Here is a 20047-nt window from a genome sequence, read left to right on the forward strand (position 1 = left end):
AGCGTAGGGGAAACGCCCGGTTACATTCCGAACCCGGAAGCTAAGCCTTACAGCGCCGATGGTACTGCAGGGGGGACCCTGTGGGAGAGTAGGACACCGCCGAACTCATTTTATAGCTCTGGCTCTTGGGCGTACAGCCCAAGAGCCAGAGCTTTTTTGCGTTGAGGTAAGGTCGGGGAGCATCATCGACACGTTTCCCACAGGAGGATCCCGGGTGGAGGTCCAGGAGACGCGGGTCCAGACAGACCGCGTCCTCACCATCCCGAACATGCTCAGCATGGCGCGGCTCGTCGGCGTACCGCTGTTCCTGTGGCTGATCCTCAGGCCGGAGTTCGGCGGCCCGAAGAGCGACGGCTGGGCCCTCCTGGTGCTGGCTTTCAGCGGCGTCAGCGACTACCTGGACGGCAAGCTGGCGCGACGGTGGAACCAGATCAGCAGCCTCGGCCGGCTGCTCGACCCCGCCGCCGACCGGCTCTACATCCTTTCGACGCTGGTCGGCCTCACCTGGCGCGAGATCCTGCCGCTCTGGCTGACCGCCGTTCTGCTGGCGCGTGAGCTGGTCCTCCTGGTCATGGTGGGCATCCTCCGGCGGCACGGCTATCCGCCGCCACAGGTGAACTTCCTGGGGAAGGCCGCCACCTTCAACCTCATGTATGCCTTCCCGCTGCTCCTGCTCAGTGACGGAACTGGCTGGATCTCGTCACTCGCTGCTATTTTCGGCTGGGCGTTCGCCGGATGGGGTACAACTCTGTATTGGTGGGCAGGAGTGCTCTACGTGGTCCAAGTCCGCCGCCTGGTTCGTGCGGACGCTGTGGCCGATTGAGCTCGCTGATTGGCGCGCACAGGGTGGTGCGATGGCTCGCAGTGGAAAAGTGCGAGACAATCCTGGTGGGTGAAGTCGGCTGGACCGTCGTCTCTTAGAGGAGGACGCTTCCGACATGAAGGCCGTCGTGATGGCCGGGGGTGAAGGCACCCGCCTTCGCCCCATGACCTCAAGCATGCCCAAGCCGCTCCTGCCGGTGGCCAATAGGCCGATCATGGAGCATGTTCTGCGGTTGCTCAAGAAGCATGGGCTCAACGAAACCGTTGTGACCGTCCAGTTCCTTGCGTCGCTCGTCAAGAACTACTTCGGTGATGGCGAAGAGCTCGGAATGGAGCTCACCTATGCCAATGAGGAGAAGCCACTCGGTACCGCCGGGAGCGTGAAGAACGCCGAGGAGGCGCTGAAGGACGACGCTTTCCTCGTCATCTCCGGCGATGCCCTCACCGACTTCGACCTCACCGATCTGATCAATTTCCACAAGGAAAAGGGCGCCCTGGTCACGGTCTGCCTGACCCGCGTCCCCAATCCGCTGGAATTCGGCATCACCATCGTGGACGAGGAAGGCAAGGTCGAGCGCTTCCTCGAGAAGCCGACCTGGGGGCAGGTCTTCTCCGACACGGTGAACACCGGCATCTACGTCATGGAGCCCGAGGTCTTCGACTACGTCGAACCCGATGTGCCCGTCGACTGGTCCGGTGACGTCTTCCCGCAGCTGATGAAGGAAGGCAAGCCCGTCTACGGCTATGTCGCCGAGGGCTACTGGGAGGACGTCGGCACGCACGAGAGCTATGGGAAGGCGCAGGCCGACGTCCTGGAGGGCAAGGTCGACGTCGACATCGACGGCTTCGAGATCTCTCCGGGTGTCTGGGTCGCCGAGGGAGCCGAAGTCCACCCCGACGCCGTGCTGCGCGGGCCCCTCTACATCGGCGACTACGCCAAGGTCGAGGCCGGTGCGGAGATCCGCGAACACACGGTCGTGGGATCCAACGTCGTCGTGAAGAGCGGCGCCTTCCTGCACAAGGCCGTCGTCCACGACAACGTGTACGTCGGACCGCACAGCAATCTGCGGGGCTGTGTCGTCGGCAAGAACACCGACATCATGCGCGCGGCACGGATCGAGGACGGCGCCGTCATCGGTGACGAGTGCCTGATCGGTGAGGAATCGATCGTCCAGGGCAATGTGCGGGTCTACCCGTTCAAGACCATCGAGGCGGGCGCGTTCGTCAACACCTCGGTGATCTGGGAGTCCAGAGGGCAGGCGCATCTCTTCGGGGCCCGGGGCGTGTCCGGGATCCTGAATGTCGAGATCACACCGGAACTCGCGGTGCGGCTGGCCGGCGCGTACGCGACGACGCTGAAGAAGGGCTCGACCGTCACCACGGCCCGGGACCACTCCCGTGGTGCCCGTGCGCTGAAGCGGGCGGTCATCTCCGCGCTGCAGGCCAGCGCCATCGACGTACGGGACCTGGAGAACGTGCCGCTGCCCGTGGCGCGGCAGCAGACCGCGCGGGGCAGCGCGGGCGGCATCATGATCCGGACCACACCCGGTGTGCCGGACTCCGTCGACATCATGTTCCTCGACGGACAGGGCGCTGACCTCTCCCAGGGCAGCCAGCGGAAGCTGGACCGGGTGTTCGCGCGGCAGGAGTACCGACGCGCGTTCCCCGGGGAGATCGGGGACCTGCACTTCCCGGCCAGCGTCTTCGACTCGTACACGGGCTCGCTGCTGCGCAACGTCGACATCACCGGCATCGCGGAGTCCGGGCTCAAGGTGGTCGTCGACGCCTCCAACGGCAGTGCCGGCCTGGTGCTGCCGAGCCTGCTCGGCAAGCTGGGCGTCGACTCGCTGACCATCAACCCCGGTCTCGACGAGTCCAGGCCGACCGAGACGGCCGACATGCGGCGCTCGGGGCTGGTCCGGCTCGGGGAGATCGTGGCGTCCTCCGGTGCCGCCTTCGGCGTACGGTTCGACCCCGTCGGTGAGCGGCTGTCCCTCGTCGACGAGAAGGGGCGGATCATCGAGGACGACCGGTCGCTCCTCGTGATGCTCGACCTCATCGCCTCCGAGCGGCGCAGCGGCCGGGTGGCGCTCCCGGTGACCACCACCAGGATCGCCGAGCAGGTCGCGGCCTACCACGGTACGCAGGTCGAGTGGACGACCACCTCGCCCGACGACCTCACGCGCGTGGGCGGCGAGGAAGGGACGATCTTCGGCGGTGACGGCAAGGGCGGCTTCATCGTCCCGGAGTTCAGCAGTGTCTACGACGGCACCGCGGCCTTCGTGCGGCTCATCGGGCTGGTGGCGCGCACCCAGCTCACGCTCAGCCAGATCGACGCACGCATCCCGCGGGCGCATGTGCTCAAGCGGGACCTGGCGACCCCGTGGGCCGTCAAGGGCCTGGTGATGCGGCGGGTCGTGGAGGCGGCCGGAGACCGGTTCGTGGACACCACCGACGGCGTGCGGGTGGTGGAGACCGACGGCCGCTGGGTGATGGTGCTGCCCGACCCGGCCGAGGCGGTCACCCATCTGTGGGCCGAAGGCCCCGACGACGCCTCCGCGCAGGCCCTGCTCGACGAGTGGTCCGCGGTCGTGGACAGCGCGGGCCGGTGAGCGGCCGACGCCGGCGATAGAACGAGCGGTACGCGTGCGTGCCGGACAAGTGTCCCCAACGGGGCCTGTCCGGCACGCCGGTAGGTCCGTTCGGAGGTAGTGGTCACGGCGTGCGACGATGTGCGGCATGCCGCAGCAACCCCCCGTTCGGAGCACACCCGCGCGGCCCGCGCGCCCGGACGCCTCCATGTCGTTGCTCACCAACGTCATGGACCACAGCCTCGACGACGGATACGCCGAGGCCGCCGCGCGGAGGAAGACCGTCGGCGAGGGCGGCATGCCGAAGACCCTCAGGGCGAAGCTGGGGCTCGCCGTCGGCCTGGTGTTCGCCGCCCTGATCGTGACCGTCGGGGCCGCGCAGGCCCGGGTCGCGGCTCCCGTCGTCGCCAAGGAGCGCGAAGAGCTCATCGACCGGATCGACCAGGAGACCGAGGCCGCGGACAAGCTCGAGGACGATGTCGACGAACTGCGCGCGGACGTGAGTGCGCGGCAGCGCGAGGCGCTCCGGGACAGCGGAGGCGACCGGTCCGCGCTGGTGGGCATCCTGTCCGGCGCCGTCGCGGTGCACGGGCCCGGCGTGCGGCTCGTGGTGAACGACGCCAAGGACGCGAGCGGGGGCGGCGGCGACGGTCCGCGGTCGACCTCCGGCTTCTCCGACACCGGACGGGTCCGTGACCGCGACATGCAGCGGGTGGTCAACGGTCTGTGGGAGTCCGGCGCCGAGGCCGTCTCCATCAACGGGCAGCGGTTGACCGCCCTGTCGGCGATCAGGGCCGCGGGAGACGCGATACTGGTCGACAACAGGCCGCTGGTGCCGCCGTACACGGTGCTCGCGGTGGGGGACGGCGGGGAGCTGAGCGACCGGTTCCAGAACAGCGCTGACGGGCTGTATCTGCATGCCCTGCAGGAGAACTACGGGATCCGGACGGCCCTCTCCGTGGAGGACGACGTCCGGCTGCCCGTCGCACCGAGTGTGATCGTACGTACCGCACAGCCGATAACCGAGAAGGGCACATCGTGATCGCCGTACTGGGCCTCGTCGTGGGAGTCGTGGCCGGACTGTTGGTCCGGCCCGAGGTTCCGGCGGTCGTCGAGCCTTACCTGCCGATCGCCGTGGTCGCGGCGCTCGACGCCGTGTTCGGAGGACTGAGGGCCATGCTCGACGGCATCTTCGACGACAAGGTCTTCGTGGTGTCGTTCCTGTCGAACGTCGTCGTCGCCGCCCTGATCGTGTTCCTCGGCGACAAGCTCGGCGTGGGGGCCCAGCTGTCGACGGGCGTCGTGGTGGTCCTCGGCATCCGCATCTTCTCCAACGCCGCGGCGATCCGCCGGCATGTGTTCCGGGCGTGAGGCCGATGAGTGAGCACGAGCACAACGAGACGACGCGCCCGGCGGTGTCCCCGCCGAGGCCCGCTCCGGACGCCTCGCCCGCGGCCGGCCTGCGCAGGGAACTGCCGGCGGAGGTGCCCGCCGGGGCGCCCACGAGGACGCCCGCGCCCACGAGGGCGCCCGCGCCCACGAGGGCGCCCGCACCCGCGGAGGGGGACGTTCCGAAGCCCTCACCCGGTCTGACCGGCCGGCAGCGGCTGGTGAAGGGGCTGTGGCCGCCGCGGGTGACCCGGGCCCAACTCATCGTCGCCCTGCTGCTGTTCGGCCTCGGGTTCGGCCTGGCAGTCCAGGTGGCGTCGAACAGCGACAGTGACAGCGCGCTGCGTGGGGCACGTCAGGAAGATCTTGTGCGCATCCTCGATGAACTAGACGACCGCACAGAGCGTCTAGAGGACGAGAAGCAGGGACTCGAGAAGCAGCGCGACGAGCTGGAGAACAGCTCCGACCAGGCCGAGGAGGCCCGTAAGCAGACGATCGAGAAGGAACGACAGCTCGGCGTGCTGGCGGGCACCGTGGCCGCGCAGGGGCCCGGGATCACGATGACCATCGAGGACACGAAGGGGACGGTCGAGGCGGACATGCTGCTCGACGCCATCCAGGAGCTGCGCGCGGCCGGTGCCGAGGCGATCCAGGTGAACGACGTGCGGGTGGTGGCGGGCACCTATCTGACGGATTCCGGGAACGGTGTCGGCGTGGACGGGAACAAGATCACCACGCCCTATCGTTTCAAGGTCATCGGCAAGCCGCAGGACCTCGAGCCGGCGCTCAACATCCCCGGAGGCGTGGTGCAGACTCTCGAAAAGGAACAGGCCACCGTTACCGTGGAGCGGTCGACCAAGATCGTCGTGGATGCCTTGCGGGTGGTGAAGCGGCCTGACTACGCTCGGTCGTCCTCCCAGTGAACCGGGGGTGCATGCGGGGCGTCCGGCGAGGGCATGAGGTTGCGGGGGGTCGGCGCACCGAATGGGTGGTGCGTGGTGGAAACTGTCTGGCGGAGGCGGACGTTGTGAAGATGTCCGGGTCGGCCAATGTGTTCAGTCAGGGTTCGTCCTGCCCCACGGGCGGGTCTGTTTCGGTCAAGGGGAATCGCCCGTGAAGTTGTTTGCGAAGTTGTTCGGCAAGAGTGCGCGGCGAGAGGGCAGCGACAACGCGACCGCTCGTCATCGCGCACAGCCTGAGGCGGAAGGTCAGCGTCCGCTGTACCGGGACCAGGTGGGTCAGGGCGCGCCGTCCGTTGACCCCGCACAGTCGGGCGGCATAGGTTTCGGGCAACCGTCGACCTCAGGTACGGGTGGAGGGTTCTCCGACCCGTACGCGTCCCATGCCCCCGGGGGGCAGCCGCGGCAGGAGGATCCGTCCATGTCGGCCCTGGTGTGTACGAGGTGCGGCAACCGCAACGCGGAGAACAGCCGCTTCTGCTCCAACTGCGGCGCGCCGCTGAGGCCCGGAGTCACCCCGGAGCGCCCCTCGGAGACGACGTCCACGATCTCGATCTCCGGTCTCGAGGCCTACGACGCGGAGGCCACCGGCCAGACGCCGTCGCCGATGCTCTCTCCCGAGGCGCAGGCGGCCGTCGACGCGCTGCCGATGGGTTCCGCGCTCCTGGTCGTGCGCCGCGGGCCGAACTCGGGCAGCCGCTTCCTGCTGGACGGCGACCTGACCACGGCCGGGCGTCACCCGCAGAGCGACATCTTCCTGGACGACGTGACGGTCTCCCGTCGGCACGTGGAGTTCCGGCGCGGCCCGGACGGCTCCTTCACGGTGGCCGACGTGGGCAGCCTGAACGGCACGTACGTCAACCGGGAGCGGATCGACCAGGTCGCCCTGTCCAACGGCGACGAGGTGCAGATCGGCAAGTACCGGCTGGTCTTCTACGCAAGCCAGCGGGGCTACTGACCTCCCCGGATCCGTCCGGGGACCCCAGGGAAGGTTCATGGTTCAGACACCGAGCGGCGGTGCCGGTGACGGCGCCGCCGCCGCGGGCACCGGACTGATGAGCATCGGCACGGTGCTGAGCGTGCTGCGCGAGGAGTTCCCCGAGGTCACCATCTCCAAGATCCGCTTCCTGGAGTCGGAGGGGCTGATCGAGCCGCAGCGGACCCCGTCGGGGTACCGCAAGTTCAGTGCCGGGGACGTCGAGCGCCTCGGCCATGTACTGCGCATGCAGCGCGATCACTACCTGCCGCTCAAGGTGATCCGTGAGCACCTCGACGCCATGGAGCGCGGCGAGGCTGTCCAGCTGCCGGTGCTGGGCCGTCCGGGGGACGGGGACACCGCTCAGGAGCCCCCCGCCGAGGGGTCCACGGCGGCGCGTATCGGGCGCGGCCGGCTGCTGGCGGCGGCCGGTATCGACGAGCGGACGCTCACCGAGTGGGAGTCGTACGGGCTGCTCGCCCCGGTCGAGGACGGCATGTACGACGCCGAGTCGGTCACCGTCGCCGGGCTCATCACCGAGCTGGGGCGGTTCGGGATCGAGCCGCGTCATCTGAGGGCGATGAAGGCCGCCGCCGACCGTGAGGCCGGTCTGGTGGACCAGGTGGTGGCCCCGCTGAAGCGCCACCGGAACCCGCAGACCAGGGCCCACGCGCAGGCGCGTACGAAGGAGCTGGCGGGGCTCACGGTGAAGCTGCACGCGGCGCTGGTGCAGGCGGCGCTCGGGATACGGCTGCCCTGAGACGGAGCGGCGCGGGGGCCCGGATCGGCCACCCGTTCCCTGCCCGACTACCCAAACGTCCCGGGCACGGCCTAGGGTTGCTGTGTGAACGAGCTCGATGTCGTAGGTGTCCGGGTCGAGATGCCCTCCAACCAACCGATCGTGCTGTTGCGTGAAGTGGGCGGCGACCGCTACCTCCCCATCTGGATCGGACCGGGGGAGGCGACGGCCATCGCCTTCGCCCAGCAGGGCATGGCCCCCGCACGGCCGCTGACCCACGACCTGTTCAAGGACGTGCTGGAAGCCGTCGGACAGGAGCTCACGGAAGTACGCATCACCGATCTGCGCGAAGGCGTCTTCTACGCGGAGCTGGTGTTCGCCAGCGGTGTCGAGGTGAGCGCCCGCCCCTCCGACGCCATAGCGCTGGCCCTGCGCACGGGTACGCCGATCTACGGCAGTGACACGGTGCTCGACGACGCCGGGATCGCCATCCCGGACGAGCAGGAGGACGAGGTGGAGAAGTTCCGCGAGTTCCTCGACCAGATCTCGCCGGAGGACTTCGGAAGCAGCAACCAGTGAGGGCGGTCGGAGGCGGTCGGCCCGGTCGGTCGCCGGGGCTCGCGCCGAGGACATTCGGCTAGCCTTTCCCCGCGACGAGGTACGGGAAACCACTCTTAGGGTGATTATCACTCGGCGTGCCGAGTGTGGCGATCGTTGACGCACCCTTGGTGACTGCCTACCTTCGAGGAGGCAGGTCAAGGACGGAGGTCGGCGTGAGAAGCAGCGGCGACGGTACGGCTGGGGGTGCCCCCGGACGCGGTTTCGGGGCGAGCGGGCCGTACCCTCCCCAGAGCTCCCGGCTCCGTCCGAGCGGGGGGCATCCCGTGCACGGCGGCGCGATCGACCAGGCTCCGCAGCGACCGACGGCTGTGCCGAGCAGCGGAGGGGCGACATCCATGGCGTCCGAGCAGATCGGCTACCGGGGGCCCACGGCCTGCGCCGCCGCCGGCATCACCTACCGGCAGCTCGACTACTGGGCCCGTACGGGCCTGGTCGAACCGAGCGTGCGGCCGGCCCACGGATCGGGCACGCAGCGGCTGTACAGCTTCCGCGACGTCGTCGTGCTGAAGATCGTCAAGCGGTTCCTGGACACGGGCGTCTCCCTGCAGAACATCCGCACCGCGGTCCGGCATCTGCGTGAGCGCGGCTTCAGCGACCTGGAGCGCATGACGCTGATGAGCGACGGGGCCACGGTCTACGAGTGCACCTCGCCCGACGAGGTGCACGCCCTGCTCCAGGGCGGCCAGGGCGTCTTCGGCATCGCCGTGGGCGTGGTGTGGCGGGACGTGGAGAGCGCGCTGTCCCAGCTGCACGGGGAGCGCGTCGACACCGGGGAGACCCTGGTCGGCCACAACCCGATGGACGAGCTGGCGCGGCGGCGGAACAAGGCGGTCTGAGACCGTCCGGGGCCGCCCGGGAGCGGCCGTTGTCAGTGGCGTAGGGCAGCATCGGAGACGTGAGATCCGCGCCCACGATCCTGCACCTCGACATGGACGCCTTCTTCGCCTCGGTGGAGCAGGCGTCCAAGCCGAGCCTGCGCGGGAAGGCGGTCGTCGTGGGCGGGCTCGGGCCGCGGGGCGTGGTGGCCACCGCCTCGTACGAGGCACGGGTCTTCGGCGTCCACTCGGCGATGCCCATGGCACAGGCCCGGCGACGCGCGCCGAACGCCGCGTACCTGGTGCCGAGGTTCGCTCTCTACCGGTCGGTCAGCGACCAGGTGATGGGGTTGCTGCGGGCCCTGTCACCGCTGGTGGAGCCGCTCAGCCTGGACGAGGCGTTCGTGGACCTGGAGGCCGGCGGCACGGCCTGGGACGAGAGGTCGGCACGACTGGCCGGGGCGAAGCTGCGCGCGGACATACGGGCGGTCACGGGACTCACCGGGTCGGTGGGGCTCGCGGCCTCCAAGATGCTGGCGAAGATCGCCTCGGAGCAGGCGAAGCCGGACGGACTGGTGCTGATCGAGCCGGGCACGGAGCGGGCCCTGCTGGGGCCGCTGCCGGTCCGCACCCTGCCGGGCGTCGGACCGGCGACCGGTGATCATCTGCGGCGGGCGGGGATCCACACGGTCGACGAGCTCGCCGAGGCCGGGGAGGACGAGCTCGTACGGCTGCTGGGAAAGGCCCACGGTCACGCGCTGTACGCGATGGCGCTGGCCCGGGACGAGCGGCCCGTGGTGGCCGAGCGGGAGACCAAGTCGGTCTCGGTCGAGGACACGTACGACGTGGACATCCACGACCGGGTGCGGGTCGGGACGGAGGTGCGGCGGCTCGCGGACCGGTGCGTGCGCAGGCTGCGGGAGGCGGGCCTGTCGGGACGGACCATCGTGCTGAAGGTGCGCCGGTACGACTTCTCGACCCTCACCCGGTCCGAGACGCTACGGGGCCCCACGGACGATCCTGCGGTGGTGCGGGAGGCGGCCGCGCGGCTGCTGGACCCGGTCGACACGACGGGCGGGGTGCGGCTGCTGGGCGTCGGGGTCAGCGGGCTGGCCGACTACACGCAGGAGGACCTGTTCGCGCAGGCGGCGGGCGTCCCCGCCGACGACTTCCCGCACGAGGAGGCCGAGGCCGCGCCCGCGCCGGAGCCGGAGACGCCCGCCGAGCGGCGCTGGCCGGCGGGGCACGACGTACGGCACGCCGTGTACGGGCACGGATGGGTGCAGGGCAGCGGGCTGGGCCGGGTCACGGCGCGCTTCGAGACACCCGGTTCCGGGCCGGGCCGGGTGAAGACCTTCCGCGTCGACGACCCGGCCCTGCAACCGGCGGAACCGCTGCCGCTGGTGTCCCGAAGAACCGGGCAGGACGAGGGCGCGGGGGCCGGCGGAGGGACGCGGGCGGAGAGCCGGTGAGCGGGGCGGATCAGGCCGGCTTGTCGTTCCCGGCGAGTTTGCCGAAGTCGCGGTCCGGGAGGGGAGGGGGAGCGGCGAGGTCCAGGCCGTAGTGGTGGTAGAGCTGGAGTTCCTGTTCGGGGGAGAGGTGGCGGCCCACGCCGAAGTCGGGGGCGTCCTTGATGAGGGCGCGTTCGAAGGGCACGTGGAGGGCGCCGTCGACGAGGTCGCTGGGTTCCAGGGGGACGAAGGCGTCCCTGCTGAACAGGCCGGTGCGTATCGCCGCCCACTCCGGTACGCCGGTGGCGTCGTCGAGGTAGATCTCGTCGATGGTGCCGATCCGGGTTCCGTTGCGGTCGAACGCCTTGCGGCCGATCAGGTGGCGCGGATCGATGTCGGTCTGCACAGGCCCTCCACTGGTCGCAAACTCATCCGTAAGCACTACAGAACGGCACAATCGGCTGGACGGCCACTCGAACGTTCTGGTGTGGTGCTCGCTGGTACGCTGGCAAACGGCTGCTGACCCCGTGCGGGAGAGCCCTCCGGACACCATCGGAGGCGCCGAAGGAGCAAATCCTCCCCGGAATCTCTCAGGCACACGTACCGCACGGACGAGGTCACTCTGGAAAGCAGGGCGGGTGTCGACGGCTTCCGCTCTCACCGACGGTGAAAGCCGGGCGCCTTCGGGCCGTCCGGTGAAGCTCTCAGGTTGAGATGACAGAGGGGGAGGCCGTCGGGGCACCCGCGCCGTGGTGCCCCTCGAAGGTCGTCGGACCAGGAGGCCTCCTCAATGACCGCCCCTCGCACTCCGCTCTCCGAGCTCGAACAGGGAATCCCCTTCGAGCAGCGCCACATAGGACCCGACCACGAGGCCCGGGCCAAGATGCTCGCGCAGGTCGGCTACGGCTCGCTGGACGAGCTGACGGCCGCCGCCGTGCCGGACGTCATCAGGAACGCCGACGCGCTGGACCTGCCGGATGCCCGGAGCGAGGCCGAGGTGCTGGCCGAGCTGCGTGGGCTGGCCGACCGCAACGAGGTGCTCGGCTCCATGATCGGGCTCGGGTACTACGGCACCTTCACCCCGCCCGTCATCCTGCGCAACGTGATGGAGAACCCCGCCTGGTACACGGCGTACACGCCGTACCAGCCGGAGATCTCCCAGGGGCGGCTCGAGGCGCTGCTGAACTTCCAGACCGTGGTCGCCGAGCTGACCGGCCTGCCGACCTCGGGCGCCTCGCTGCTCGACGAGGGCACCGCCGCCGCCGAGGCGATGGCGCTGTCGCGGCGCATGGGCAAGAACAAGAAGGGCCTGTTCCTGGTCGACGCGGACGCGCTGCCGCAGACCATCGCCGTGATCGAGACCCGTGCCGAGCCGACCGGCGTCGAGGTCGTCGTCGCCGACCTGAGCGAGGGCATCCCCGCCGAGGTCGCCGAGCGCGAGATCAACGGCGTACTGATCCAGTACCCGGGCGCCTCCGGTGCCGTACGCGACATCAAGCCGGTGATCGACCAGGCGCACGGGCTCGGCGCGCTCGTCACCGTCGCCGCCGATCTGCTCGCCCTCGCGCTGCTGAAGTCGCCCGGTGAGCTGGGCGCGGACATCGCGGTCGGCACCACGCAGCGCTTCGGTGTGCCGATGGGCTTCGGCGGGCCGCACGCCGGCTACATGGCCGTGCAGGAGAAGATGGCGCGCAGCCTGCCCGGACGGCTCGTCGGCGTCTCCGTCGACGCGGACGGGCACAAGGCCTACCGCCTCGCCCTCCAGACCCGTGAGCAGCACATCCGCCGCGAGAAGGCCACCAGCAACATCTGCACCGCCCAGGTGCTGCTCGCCGTCATGGCCGGGATGTACGCGGTCTACCACGGCCCGGAGGGGCTGCGGCTGATCGCCCGGCGCACCCACCGGTACGCCACCGTCCTCGCCGAGGGGCTGCGGGCCGGCGGGGCCGAGATCGTGCACGGCTCCTACTTCGACACGCTGACCGTGCGCGTCGCCGGGCGGGCCGCCGAGGTCGTCGCCGCCGCCCGTGACAACGGCGTCAACCTGCGTCTCGTCGACGCCGACCACGTCTCGATCGCCTGTGACGAGACCACCACCCGGGAGCGGCTGACCGCCGTGTGGGGCGCCTTCGGCGTCGAGGGCGACATCGAGGCCCTGGACGCGGCCGCGCGGGACACGCTGCCGGACGCCCTGCTGCGCAACGACGAGTACCTGACCCACCCCGTCTTCCAGCAGCACCGCTCCGAGACCGCGATGCTGCGCTACCTGCGCCGGCTCTCCGACCGCGACTACGCGCTGGACCGCGGCATGATCCCGCTGGGCTCCTGCACCATGAAGCTCAACGCGACCACCGAGATGGAGCCGGTCACCTGGCCCGAGTTCGGTCAGCTGCACCCCTTCGCCCCCGCCGAGCAGGCCCAGGGCTACCTCACGCTCATCCACGAGCTGGAGGAACGTCTCGCCGAGGTCACCGGCTACGACAAGGTGTCCCTCCAGCCCAACGCCGGCTCCCAGGGCGAACTGGCCGGTCTGCTCGCCGTACGCGGCTACCACCGGGCCAACGGCGACGAGCAGCGCACCGTCTGCCTGATCCCGTCCTCCGCGCACGGCACCAACGCCGCCAGCGCCGTGATGGCCGGCATGAAGGTCGTCGTCGTCAAGACGTCCGACGACGGCGAGATCGACGTCGCGGACCTGCGCGCCAAGATCGGGCAGTACCGCGACGAGCTGTCCGTGCTGATGATCACCTACCCCTCGACGCACGGCGTGTTCGAGGAGCACGTCGCCGACATCTGCGCCGAGGTGCACGAGGCCGGCGGCCAGGTGTACGTGGACGGCGCCAACCTCAACGCGCTGGTGGGTCTGGCCAAGCCCGGCCACTTCGGCGGTGACGTCTCGCACCTGAACCTGCACAAGACCTTCTGCATCCCGCACGGCGGCGGCGGTCCCGGCGTCGGCCCGGTCGGCGTACGGGCGCACCTGGCGCCGTACCTGCCGAACCACCCGCTCCAGCCCGAGGCCGGCCCGGAGACGGGCGTCGGGCCCATCTCGGCGGCGCCGTGGGGCTCGGCGGGCATCCTGCCCATCTCCTGGGCGTACGTCCGTCTCATGGGCGGTGAGGGCCTGAAGCGGGCCACGCAGGTGGCCGTGCTCAGCGCCAACTACATCGCCAAGCGCCTGGAGCCGCACTACCCGGTGCTCTACACCGGCCCCGGCGGGCTGGTCGCGCACGAGTGCATCATCGACCTGCGCCCGCTGACCAAGGCGACCGGCGTCAGCGTGGACGACGTGGCCAAGCGGCTGATCGACTACGGCTTCCACGCGCCGACGATGTCGTTCCCGGTGGCCGGCACGCTGATGATCGAGCCCACCGAGTCCGAGGACCTCACCGAACTCGACCGGTTCTGCGAGGCGATGATCGCGATCCGCGCGGAGATCGAGAAGGTCGGCTCCGGCGAGTGGCCCGCGGACGACAACCCGCTCCGCAACGCCCCGCACACCGCCGCCGCGCTCGGCGGGGAGTGGGACCACGCGTACGGCCGCGAGGCGGCCGTGTTCCCGGCCGGGGTGAGCGCCGCCGACAAGTACTGGCCGCCGGTGCGCCGCATCGACCAGGCCTTCGGCGACCGCAACCTGGTCTGCTCCTGCCCGCCGCTGGACGCGTACGAGGACTGAGGCACGCCGAAGGGGGCCCCTTGTGGAGGGGCCCCCTTCGGCGTGTACGGCTACGCCGGGTACGCGTGCGTCTGCGTCGCCTTGACCGCCGCCCAGACCGTCGCGCCCGGGTGCAGGTCGAGTTCGGCCGCGGCGACCGTGGTGAGGTCGGCGGCCAGGGTGAGTTCGCCGGTGAGCTCCGCGCGGATCTGGTTCCCGTGGGTCTCCAGACCGGCGACCTCGCAGCACCAGAGGTTGCGGGCGCTGGAGCCGGTGGGCCGGTCCCGGTACAGGGTGACGGCGCCGGGCGGGAACGCCACGAAGGCGGGCCCGGAGAGGTCCTCCGTGGTGCTCACGGCGGGGCCCGCGTCGAGCAGCACCGTGTGGCCGTCGGCCTGCCCGCGGTACAGGTTGAGGCCGACCAGCTGGGCGATGTACTCGGTGCGCGGGTGACGGGCGATGTCGGAGGGCGTGCCCTCCTGCACGATCCGGCCCTGCTCCACGACGACCAGACGGTCGGCGAGCACCATGGCGTCCAGCGGGTCGTGCGTGACCAGGACGGCGACGGCCTCGAACGCGGCCAGATGACGGCGGAGCTGCGCGCGCACCTCCAGCCGGGTGCGGGCGTCCAGGGCGGCGAGCGGTTCGTCCAGGAGCAGCAGCCGGGGGCGGGTGGCCAGGGCGCGGGCGAGGGCCACGCGCTGGGCCTGGCCGCCGGACAGCCGCCGGGGCTTGGCGCCCGCGTGTCCGGCCAGCCCCATGCGGTCGAGCCATTCGGCGGCCTGCGCGCGTGCCTCCGCCTTGCCGGCGCCCCGGCAGCGCGGCCCGAAGGCCACGTTGTCGAGCGCGGTCAGGTGCGGGAAGAGCAGGTAGTCCTGGAAGACGACACCCACCGGGCGCGACTCCGGCGGCGTACGGCGCAGATCCACGCCGTCCAGCCGCAGATGCCCGGCACCGAGCGGGGCGAGGCCCGCGAGTGCGCGCAGGGCGGTGGTCTTGCCGGCGCCGTTCGGGCCCAGCAGGGCGACGACGTCACCGGGCGCGGCGGTCAGTGCGACGTCCAGTCGGAAGGAGCCGCGGTCCACGACGAGGTGCGCGTCCAGGCCCTCGGCGGCGTCGGGCACGGTCCCGGGATTCTTCGGCATGGTGTCAGACGGTCCTCGTCCAGCGGTCCCGCAGCCCGGCCAGTACGGCGATGGACACCGCCAGCAGGACCAGGCTGAGGGCGATGGCGGCGGCCGGGTCGTTCTGCAGGGCGAGGTAGACCGCGAGCGGCATGGTCTGGGTACGGCCGGGGAAGTTGCCGGCGAAGGTGATCGTCGCCCCGAACTCCCCGAGGGCCCGCGCCCAGGCCAGTACGGCACCGGCCGCGATGCCGGGAGCGATCAGCGGCAGCGTGACCCGGCGGAACGCGGTGAAGCGGGAGGCGCCCAGGGTGGTGGCCGCCTCCTCGTAGCGCGGGTCGGCGGCCCGCAGCGTGCCCTCGACGCTGATGACGAGGAACGGCATCGCCACGAACGTCTCGGCGAGGACGACGCCCGTCGTGGTGAAGGGCAGGGTGATGCCGAACCACGCGTCCAGCCACTGGCCGACGACGCCGTTGCGGCCCAGGGCGAGCAGCAGGGCGACACCGCCCACCACCGGTGGCAGCACCAGCGGGAGCGTCACCAGGGCGCGGACCAGGCCCCGGCCGGGGAAGTCCGTACGGGCCAGCAGCCAGGCCAGCGGGACGCCGACGACCAGGCTCAGCGCGGTCGCCGTCGTGGCGCAGAACAGTGACAGGCGCAGCGCCTCCCACACCCCGGGGCTGGTCAGCTGCTCGGGGAGGTCCCGCCAGGGGGCGCGGAGGAGGAGGGCGAGGAGGGGCACCAGAAGGAACGCCAGGCCCAGGAGGGCGGGCGCGAGGAGGGCGAGGGGGACACCACGGCCGGGGGCGCGGAGGGCGTCCTGGCCGTTGGTCATGGCTTCAGGAACCCCGCCTCGCCCAGGACCTTCTGGCCCTCCGCGGACTTCACCAGCGCCACGAACGCCTTCGCCGCGGACGGATTGGGCGCGTTCTCGAGCCGGGCGATCGGATAGTCGTTGACGGCCTCGGCGGACTCCGGGAATTCCACGCCCTCCACCTTGTCACCGGCCGCCTTCACATCCGTGCGGTACACGAGGGCGGCGTCGGCCTCCTTCAGCCGGACCTTCGTCAGGGCGCTCTTGACGTCCTGCTCGTACGAGACCGGTTCCAGCTCGACGCCGCCGGCGGTGAGGGCGGTCCGCGCGGCGGCTCCGCAGGGCACCGTCCCGTCGCACAGCACGACCTTCAGGCCGGACGCGGTCAGGTCCTCGAGGGAGTCGATCGCGTGCGGGTTGCCCGGTGCGGCGGCGATCTCCAGCCGGTTGCGGACGAACGTGCTCGGGCTGCCCGCCGTGAGCCCTTCGTCCGTGACGAGCTTCATCGTCCTGGCGCTGGCCGCCGCGAAGACGTCGGCCGGGGCACCGCTGTCGATGCCGGCGGCCAGGCCGTCGCTGCCGCCGAAGTTGAAGGTGACCTCGGTCCCGGGGTGCTCCTTCTCGAACCGCTCGCCCAGCGTCGTGAAGCTCTCCTTCAGCGAGGCGGCGGCGAAGACGGTGACCGTGCCGGTGATGTCCTGTCCGCCGGACTCCGCGGACGCCGACGAGTCCGAGCCGGACGCGGAACAGCCGCTCAGCACCAGTACGGCGGCGGCTGCCCCGGCACCGGCGATCCGACGGGTCCGATGCGAACGGGGCATGTCGGAGCACTCCCTCCGTGGGCCTGTGGAAGAGCCCGCAACGCCCTTCCGGTACGCCGATCATACTGACGCATCTGCCAGGCATTCACCCCCTGTCTCAACGCATGAGCCAGGAAAAGCATCAATAGGGTGCGCATGTGCGTTCACATGGATGTGCGGCCGCCGTCAGGTGCGGTCGATATGGACGTTCGTCGACTTCACACGCGCCGTGGCCTCCACGCCGACCTCCAGCCCCAGTTCCTCGACGGCCTCCCGGGTGAGCAGCGAGACGAGGCGGTGCGGGCCGGCCTGGATCTCGACCTGGGCGGCGACGTCGCCGAGCTTGATCGCGGTGACGATGCCGGGGAAGGCGTTGCGGGCGGAGGTGTACGGAGTGCCCTCCTCGACGGCGCCGGCCCTGGCGAGTTCGACGGAGAACGCCGCCAGGTCCCGTCCGTCGACGAGCCGGCGTCCGCCGTCGTCGCGGTGGGTGGTGATACGTCCCGCGTCCGCCCAGCGGCGGGCGGTGTCCGGGCTCACGCCGAGCAGCCTCGCTGCCTGGCCGATGGTGTAGGACTGCATGCCGGTCACGATAGGCGGTGCCGGAGGTGCCTCAGCCCCGCTCGGCGGGAGCGGCCGTGCTCGCCCGGACGACGAGGTCCGTGCCCAGTTCCACACGGGGGGAGTCCGGCTGTTCGCCGCGGGTCAGACGGAGCACCGTACGGACGGCGAGTCTGCCCATGTCGGCCAGGGGCTGGCGGACGGTGGTCAGGGGCGGCGCCGACCAACGGACCTCCGGGAGGTCGTCGAAGCCGACCACGCTCATGTCCTCCGGGACCCTGAGCCCCCGGCCGCGCAGCGCCTCGATCGCCCCCAGCGCCATCTGGTCGCTGGCCGCGAACACCGCGGTCGGCGGCTCCGGCAGGTCCAGCAGGACGTTGCAGCCCGCGTAGCCGGACTCCGGGCGGAAGTCGCCGGGGACGATCAGCGATGCGTCGAACGCGATGCCGGAGCCCTCGAGCGCCGCCCGGTAGCCGTCGAGCCGCGCGCGTGAGCAGAGCAGGCGCGACGGCCCGGCGATCAGCCCGATCCTGCGGTGCCCCAGGGCCAGCAGGTGTTCGGTCGCGGCCATGCCGCCCGACCAGTTGGCGGCGCCGATGGTCGGCACGTCCGCGGCGGGGGAGCCGGCCGGGTCCACGACCACCAGCGGGACGCCCAGGATCCGCGACTCCTCGTGCAGGGTGTTCATCGCGGAGGTCACGAGGATGACGCCGTCGGACGCGCGCGCCCGCAGATCGCGCATCCACTCCCGGGCGTCGCCGGAACGCCCGTGGACCGCCGACACCACCGTGCCCGCCCCGGCCGCGTGGGCGGCCTCCTCGACACCGCGGATGATCTCCACCGCCCAAGGGCTGCCGAGGTCGTTGAAGACCAGCTCGAGCAGGACCGCGCGCGAGGCGGAGGCGTTGGGGCGCTTGCGGTAGCCGTGACGGCGCAGCAGGTCCTCGACCCGGGCGCGGGTCCCCGGGGAGACGTCGGAGCGGCCGTTGACCACGCGGGAGACGGTCGGCACGGAGACGCCGGCCTGCCGGGCGATCTCCGTGATCGTGACTCTGCCCCCGGCGTCGGCCCCATGTGCTGCCACTTGCCCCACCTCCGTGACGAAACCCGCGAAACTTCCAGGAGTCTTCCGGAAAGCGGGCGCCCGTGGGAAGGCGTCGTGGGGCGGACTCCTGCCCCAGGGACCGGCCGGTCACCCCTCCCGTGTGCCGGGCTACGGTGGGTGATCGACCCCGGACACGCGTCGGGGCCGGCGCGCAGGAGCTCCCGCGTCCGGCCCCTCGTCGCCCGGGCGGGCCCCGTTCCGCCCGGGCGTGCTCAGGCGGTGGTCAGGCTGGCGTCCCGGGGACGCTGCGGGGCGATGATCCTGCCGTCGGGCAGGAGTTCGCCGGTGTCCTCGAAGAACACGACACCGTTGCACAGCAGGCTCCAGCCCTGCTCCGGGTGGTGCGCCACGAGACGGGCGGATTCCCGGTCGGCGGAGTCTGCTGAGGGGCACGGTGGCTGGTGCTGGCACATGGGTGGGATCTCTCGCTCTGTGGTGACCTGTGAGTCGGCTGTCGTTTCAGTTCCGCGGCGTGAAGCTTCGTTCATGGCCGCCCCCCGTTGTGATAAGTCGGTCGGAAACCAGTGTTGCCCCATGGGCGAGGATCCGCAGGGATTTCGCGGCACCGCCCCTCACAGCTTGAGGACGCGTCACCCGCGCGGACGGTTCAGCTCAACTGCACTGTCACTTCGGGTGGTTCGCCATGGCCGGATGGGGCTAGTCCTTCCGGAAGACGCGTGTGCCCCGCCGCGTCGGAGGTCCGGGCGGCGGGGCACACGGTGAACTCTCAGGCGGGTGAGCCGAGCAGGCGGGTCGGTGTCACCCGGTGCGTCAGGACCGGGAGCAGGTCGGTGAACCGGTGCGGGCGGTGGGCCGCGATGCCGGGCGGCGCCGGGGCGAGCGGGACGAGCAGATCGGTGGCGGCCGGGTGCCCGGTGGCGCCGTCCGCGGTGGGATCGCCGTGCAGCCAGAGCGCCAGCATGTAGAGGCTCGGCACCGACAGCAGCCGGGGCTGGTACGGCTGTGTCATGGCCTCGGCCTGGCGCAGCGCGAGCTCGGTGGAGGTGATGTAGGGGCCCTCGAAGAAGCGGGAGAACGTCCAGCCGTCGGCGGTGAGCACGGTGTCCGCGGCGGCCACCGCGCGGTCGCCGGTACGGATCAGGAAACGCCAGCCGGCCAGCCGGGTCGCGGTCCCGCCGTCGGAGGTGGTCCGGTCCAGGACGTGCACGGGAAGGGGCAGCTCGGGCGAGGAGGGTCCCTGGGCGACGAGCAGAGAGGGAGTTCGGGCTTCGCGGACCGCGGTCGGCGAGGAGAGTGCGGTCAGGACGGAACGCAGTGCGGGCGCGGGAGCCGGGGGAACGTGCAGCGGCATGGTGGGTCGCCTCTCATTCGAAGGCACAGTGGCGCGAGGGCGGGGCGTGGCGGGGCGGACGGCGCTGTCAGCTCGCGAAGGTCAGAGAGGCAGGGGCCGGGGGCCGAGCCCGGGAGACGGGGGCGAGGAGTGCCGCACGCCACCTCCCGGCTGGATCGCTCGAACCGCGGGCGCCAACCTTCTGCCTTGTGCGCGAAGTTTATACGACATGTGTTCAGACTGTGTTTCGTCTAGCCGTTTCCGACCGGCGGAACAAGGGTACTTCTGGCCGATGAAATGTGAAAATCATCCCGATTCCGGGCCGGGTGCA

19 protein-coding genes, 1 rRNA gene and 1 riboswitch are annotated in these 20047 nt (G+C 70.9%); of the genes, 12 read left to right on the forward strand and 8 right to left on the reverse strand.

What is annotated here, in order from left to right; genetic code table 11:
* The 11 genes from rrf to ACIA6T_RS33505 form a co-directional block, all read left to right on the forward strand.
* Positions 1–105 (forward strand): 5S ribosomal RNA (gene rrf / locus ACIA6T_RS33455); the annotation flags it as partial.
* A 109-nt stretch (positions 106–214) separates the two neighbouring features.
* The gene (locus ACIA6T_RS33460; protein ID WP_073934564.1) at positions 215–823 is read left to right on the forward strand and encodes a CDP-alcohol phosphatidyltransferase family protein; all 609 of its coding nucleotides are present in this window, start codon (positions 215–217) and stop codon (positions 821–823) included.
* Positions 824–938: 115 nt separating this feature from the next.
* Positions 939–3434 (forward strand): sugar phosphate nucleotidyltransferase, encoded by a 2496-nt coding sequence (locus tag ACIA6T_RS33465; protein WP_399450279.1) that lies wholly within the window; start codon positions 939–941, stop codon positions 3432–3434.
* Positions 3435–3561: 127 nt separating this feature from the next.
* Positions 3562–4455, forward strand: coding sequence for a DUF881 domain-containing protein (locus ACIA6T_RS33470; RefSeq protein WP_399450280.1), 894 nt, complete (start codon positions 3562–3564; stop codon positions 4453–4455).
* The gene (locus ACIA6T_RS33475; protein ID WP_003988855.1) at positions 4452–4784 is read left to right on the forward strand and encodes a small basic family protein; all 333 of its coding nucleotides are present in this window, start codon (positions 4452–4454) and stop codon (positions 4782–4784) included. Before ACIA6T_RS33470 ends, ACIA6T_RS33475 begins: the two co-directional genes overlap by 4 nt.
* Before the next feature lie 5 nt (positions 4785–4789).
* A complete protein-coding gene (locus tag ACIA6T_RS33480) occupies positions 4790–5725 on the forward strand; it encodes a DUF881 domain-containing protein (RefSeq protein ID WP_399450281.1) in 936 nt (311 codons plus the stop codon).
* A gap of 61 nt (positions 5726–5786) precedes the next feature.
* Positions 5787–6719: an FHA domain-containing protein gene (locus ACIA6T_RS33485; protein ID WP_399450282.1), complete on the forward strand. Its 933-nt coding sequence runs from the start codon at positions 5787–5789 to the stop codon at positions 6717–6719.
* Positions 6720–6756: 37 nt separating this feature from the next.
* Entirely contained in the window at positions 6757–7497 is a 741-nt protein-coding gene (locus tag ACIA6T_RS33490; RefSeq protein WP_399450283.1) for a MerR family transcriptional regulator, read from the forward strand.
* An 84-nt stretch (positions 7498–7581) separates the two neighbouring features.
* Complete coding sequence (locus ACIA6T_RS33495) at positions 7582–8055, forward strand: bifunctional nuclease family protein (protein WP_030833746.1); 474 nt, start codon at positions 7582–7584, stop codon at positions 8053–8055.
* A 194-nt stretch (positions 8056–8249) separates the two neighbouring features.
* Entirely contained in the window at positions 8250–8933 is a 684-nt protein-coding gene (locus ACIA6T_RS33500) for a MerR family transcriptional regulator (protein ID WP_107486114.1), read from the forward strand.
* A 59-nt stretch (positions 8934–8992) separates the two neighbouring features.
* Entirely contained in the window at positions 8993–10384 is a 1392-nt protein-coding gene (locus tag ACIA6T_RS33505) for a DNA polymerase IV (RefSeq protein WP_399450284.1), read from the forward strand.
* 10 nt (positions 10385–10394) lie between these two features.
* Here ACIA6T_RS33505 and ACIA6T_RS33510 read toward each other — a convergent pair whose 3' ends face one another.
* On the reverse strand, positions 10395–10769 hold the full coding sequence (locus ACIA6T_RS33510; protein WP_385058156.1) for a PRC-barrel domain-containing protein: 375 nt from the start codon (positions 10767–10769) through the stop codon (positions 10395–10397).
* A 114-nt stretch (positions 10770–10883) separates the two neighbouring features.
* Positions 10884–10979, forward strand: a riboswitch (glycine riboswitch).
* Between the two features lie 174 nt (positions 10980–11153).
* Here ACIA6T_RS33510 and gcvP point away from each other — a divergent pair.
* Positions 11154–14039 (forward strand): aminomethyl-transferring glycine dehydrogenase, encoded by a 2886-nt coding sequence (gene gcvP / locus ACIA6T_RS33515; protein ID WP_399450285.1) that lies wholly within the window; start codon positions 11154–11156, stop codon positions 14037–14039.
* Between the two features lie 50 nt (positions 14040–14089).
* Here gcvP and ACIA6T_RS33520 read toward each other — a convergent pair whose 3' ends face one another.
* The 7 genes from ACIA6T_RS33520 to ACIA6T_RS33550 form a co-directional block, all read right to left on the reverse strand.
* Positions 14090–15163 (reverse strand): ABC transporter ATP-binding protein, encoded by a 1074-nt coding sequence (locus tag ACIA6T_RS33520; protein WP_399450286.1) that lies wholly within the window; start codon positions 15161–15163, stop codon positions 14090–14092.
* A 4-nt stretch (positions 15164–15167) separates the two neighbouring features.
* The gene (gene modB / locus ACIA6T_RS33525) at positions 15168–15980 is read right to left on the reverse strand and encodes a molybdate ABC transporter permease subunit (RefSeq protein ID WP_399450287.1); all 813 of its coding nucleotides are present in this window, start codon (positions 15978–15980) and stop codon (positions 15168–15170) included.
* Positions 15977–16780 (reverse strand): molybdate ABC transporter substrate-binding protein, encoded by an 804-nt coding sequence (modA, locus tag ACIA6T_RS33530; protein ID WP_399450288.1) that lies wholly within the window; start codon positions 16778–16780, stop codon positions 15977–15979. Before modA ends, modB begins: the two co-directional genes overlap by 4 nt.
* Positions 16781–16945: 165 nt before the next feature.
* Positions 16946–17341 (reverse strand): molybdopterin-binding protein, encoded by a 396-nt coding sequence (locus ACIA6T_RS33535; protein WP_085571568.1) that lies wholly within the window; start codon positions 17339–17341, stop codon positions 16946–16948.
* A gap of 31 nt (positions 17342–17372) precedes the next feature.
* Positions 17373–18404, reverse strand: a complete 1032-nt coding sequence (locus ACIA6T_RS33540; RefSeq protein ID WP_399450289.1) for a LacI family DNA-binding transcriptional regulator — start codon at positions 18402–18404, stop codon at positions 17373–17375.
* A gap of 233 nt (positions 18405–18637) precedes the next feature.
* Positions 18638–18838: a DUF5999 family protein gene (locus tag ACIA6T_RS33545; RefSeq protein WP_399450290.1), complete on the reverse strand. Its 201-nt coding sequence runs from the start codon at positions 18836–18838 to the stop codon at positions 18638–18640.
* A 314-nt stretch (positions 18839–19152) separates the two neighbouring features.
* Entirely contained in the window at positions 19153–19737 is a 585-nt protein-coding gene (locus ACIA6T_RS33550) for a hypothetical protein (RefSeq protein ID WP_399450291.1), read from the reverse strand.
* Positions 19738–20047: the final 310 nt, after the last annotated feature.

It is taken from the genome of Streptomyces sp. NPDC051740, assembly GCF_044453165.1.
Classification (GTDB): domain Bacteria; phylum Actinomycetota; class Actinomycetes; order Streptomycetales; family Streptomycetaceae; genus Streptomyces; species Streptomyces atrovirens.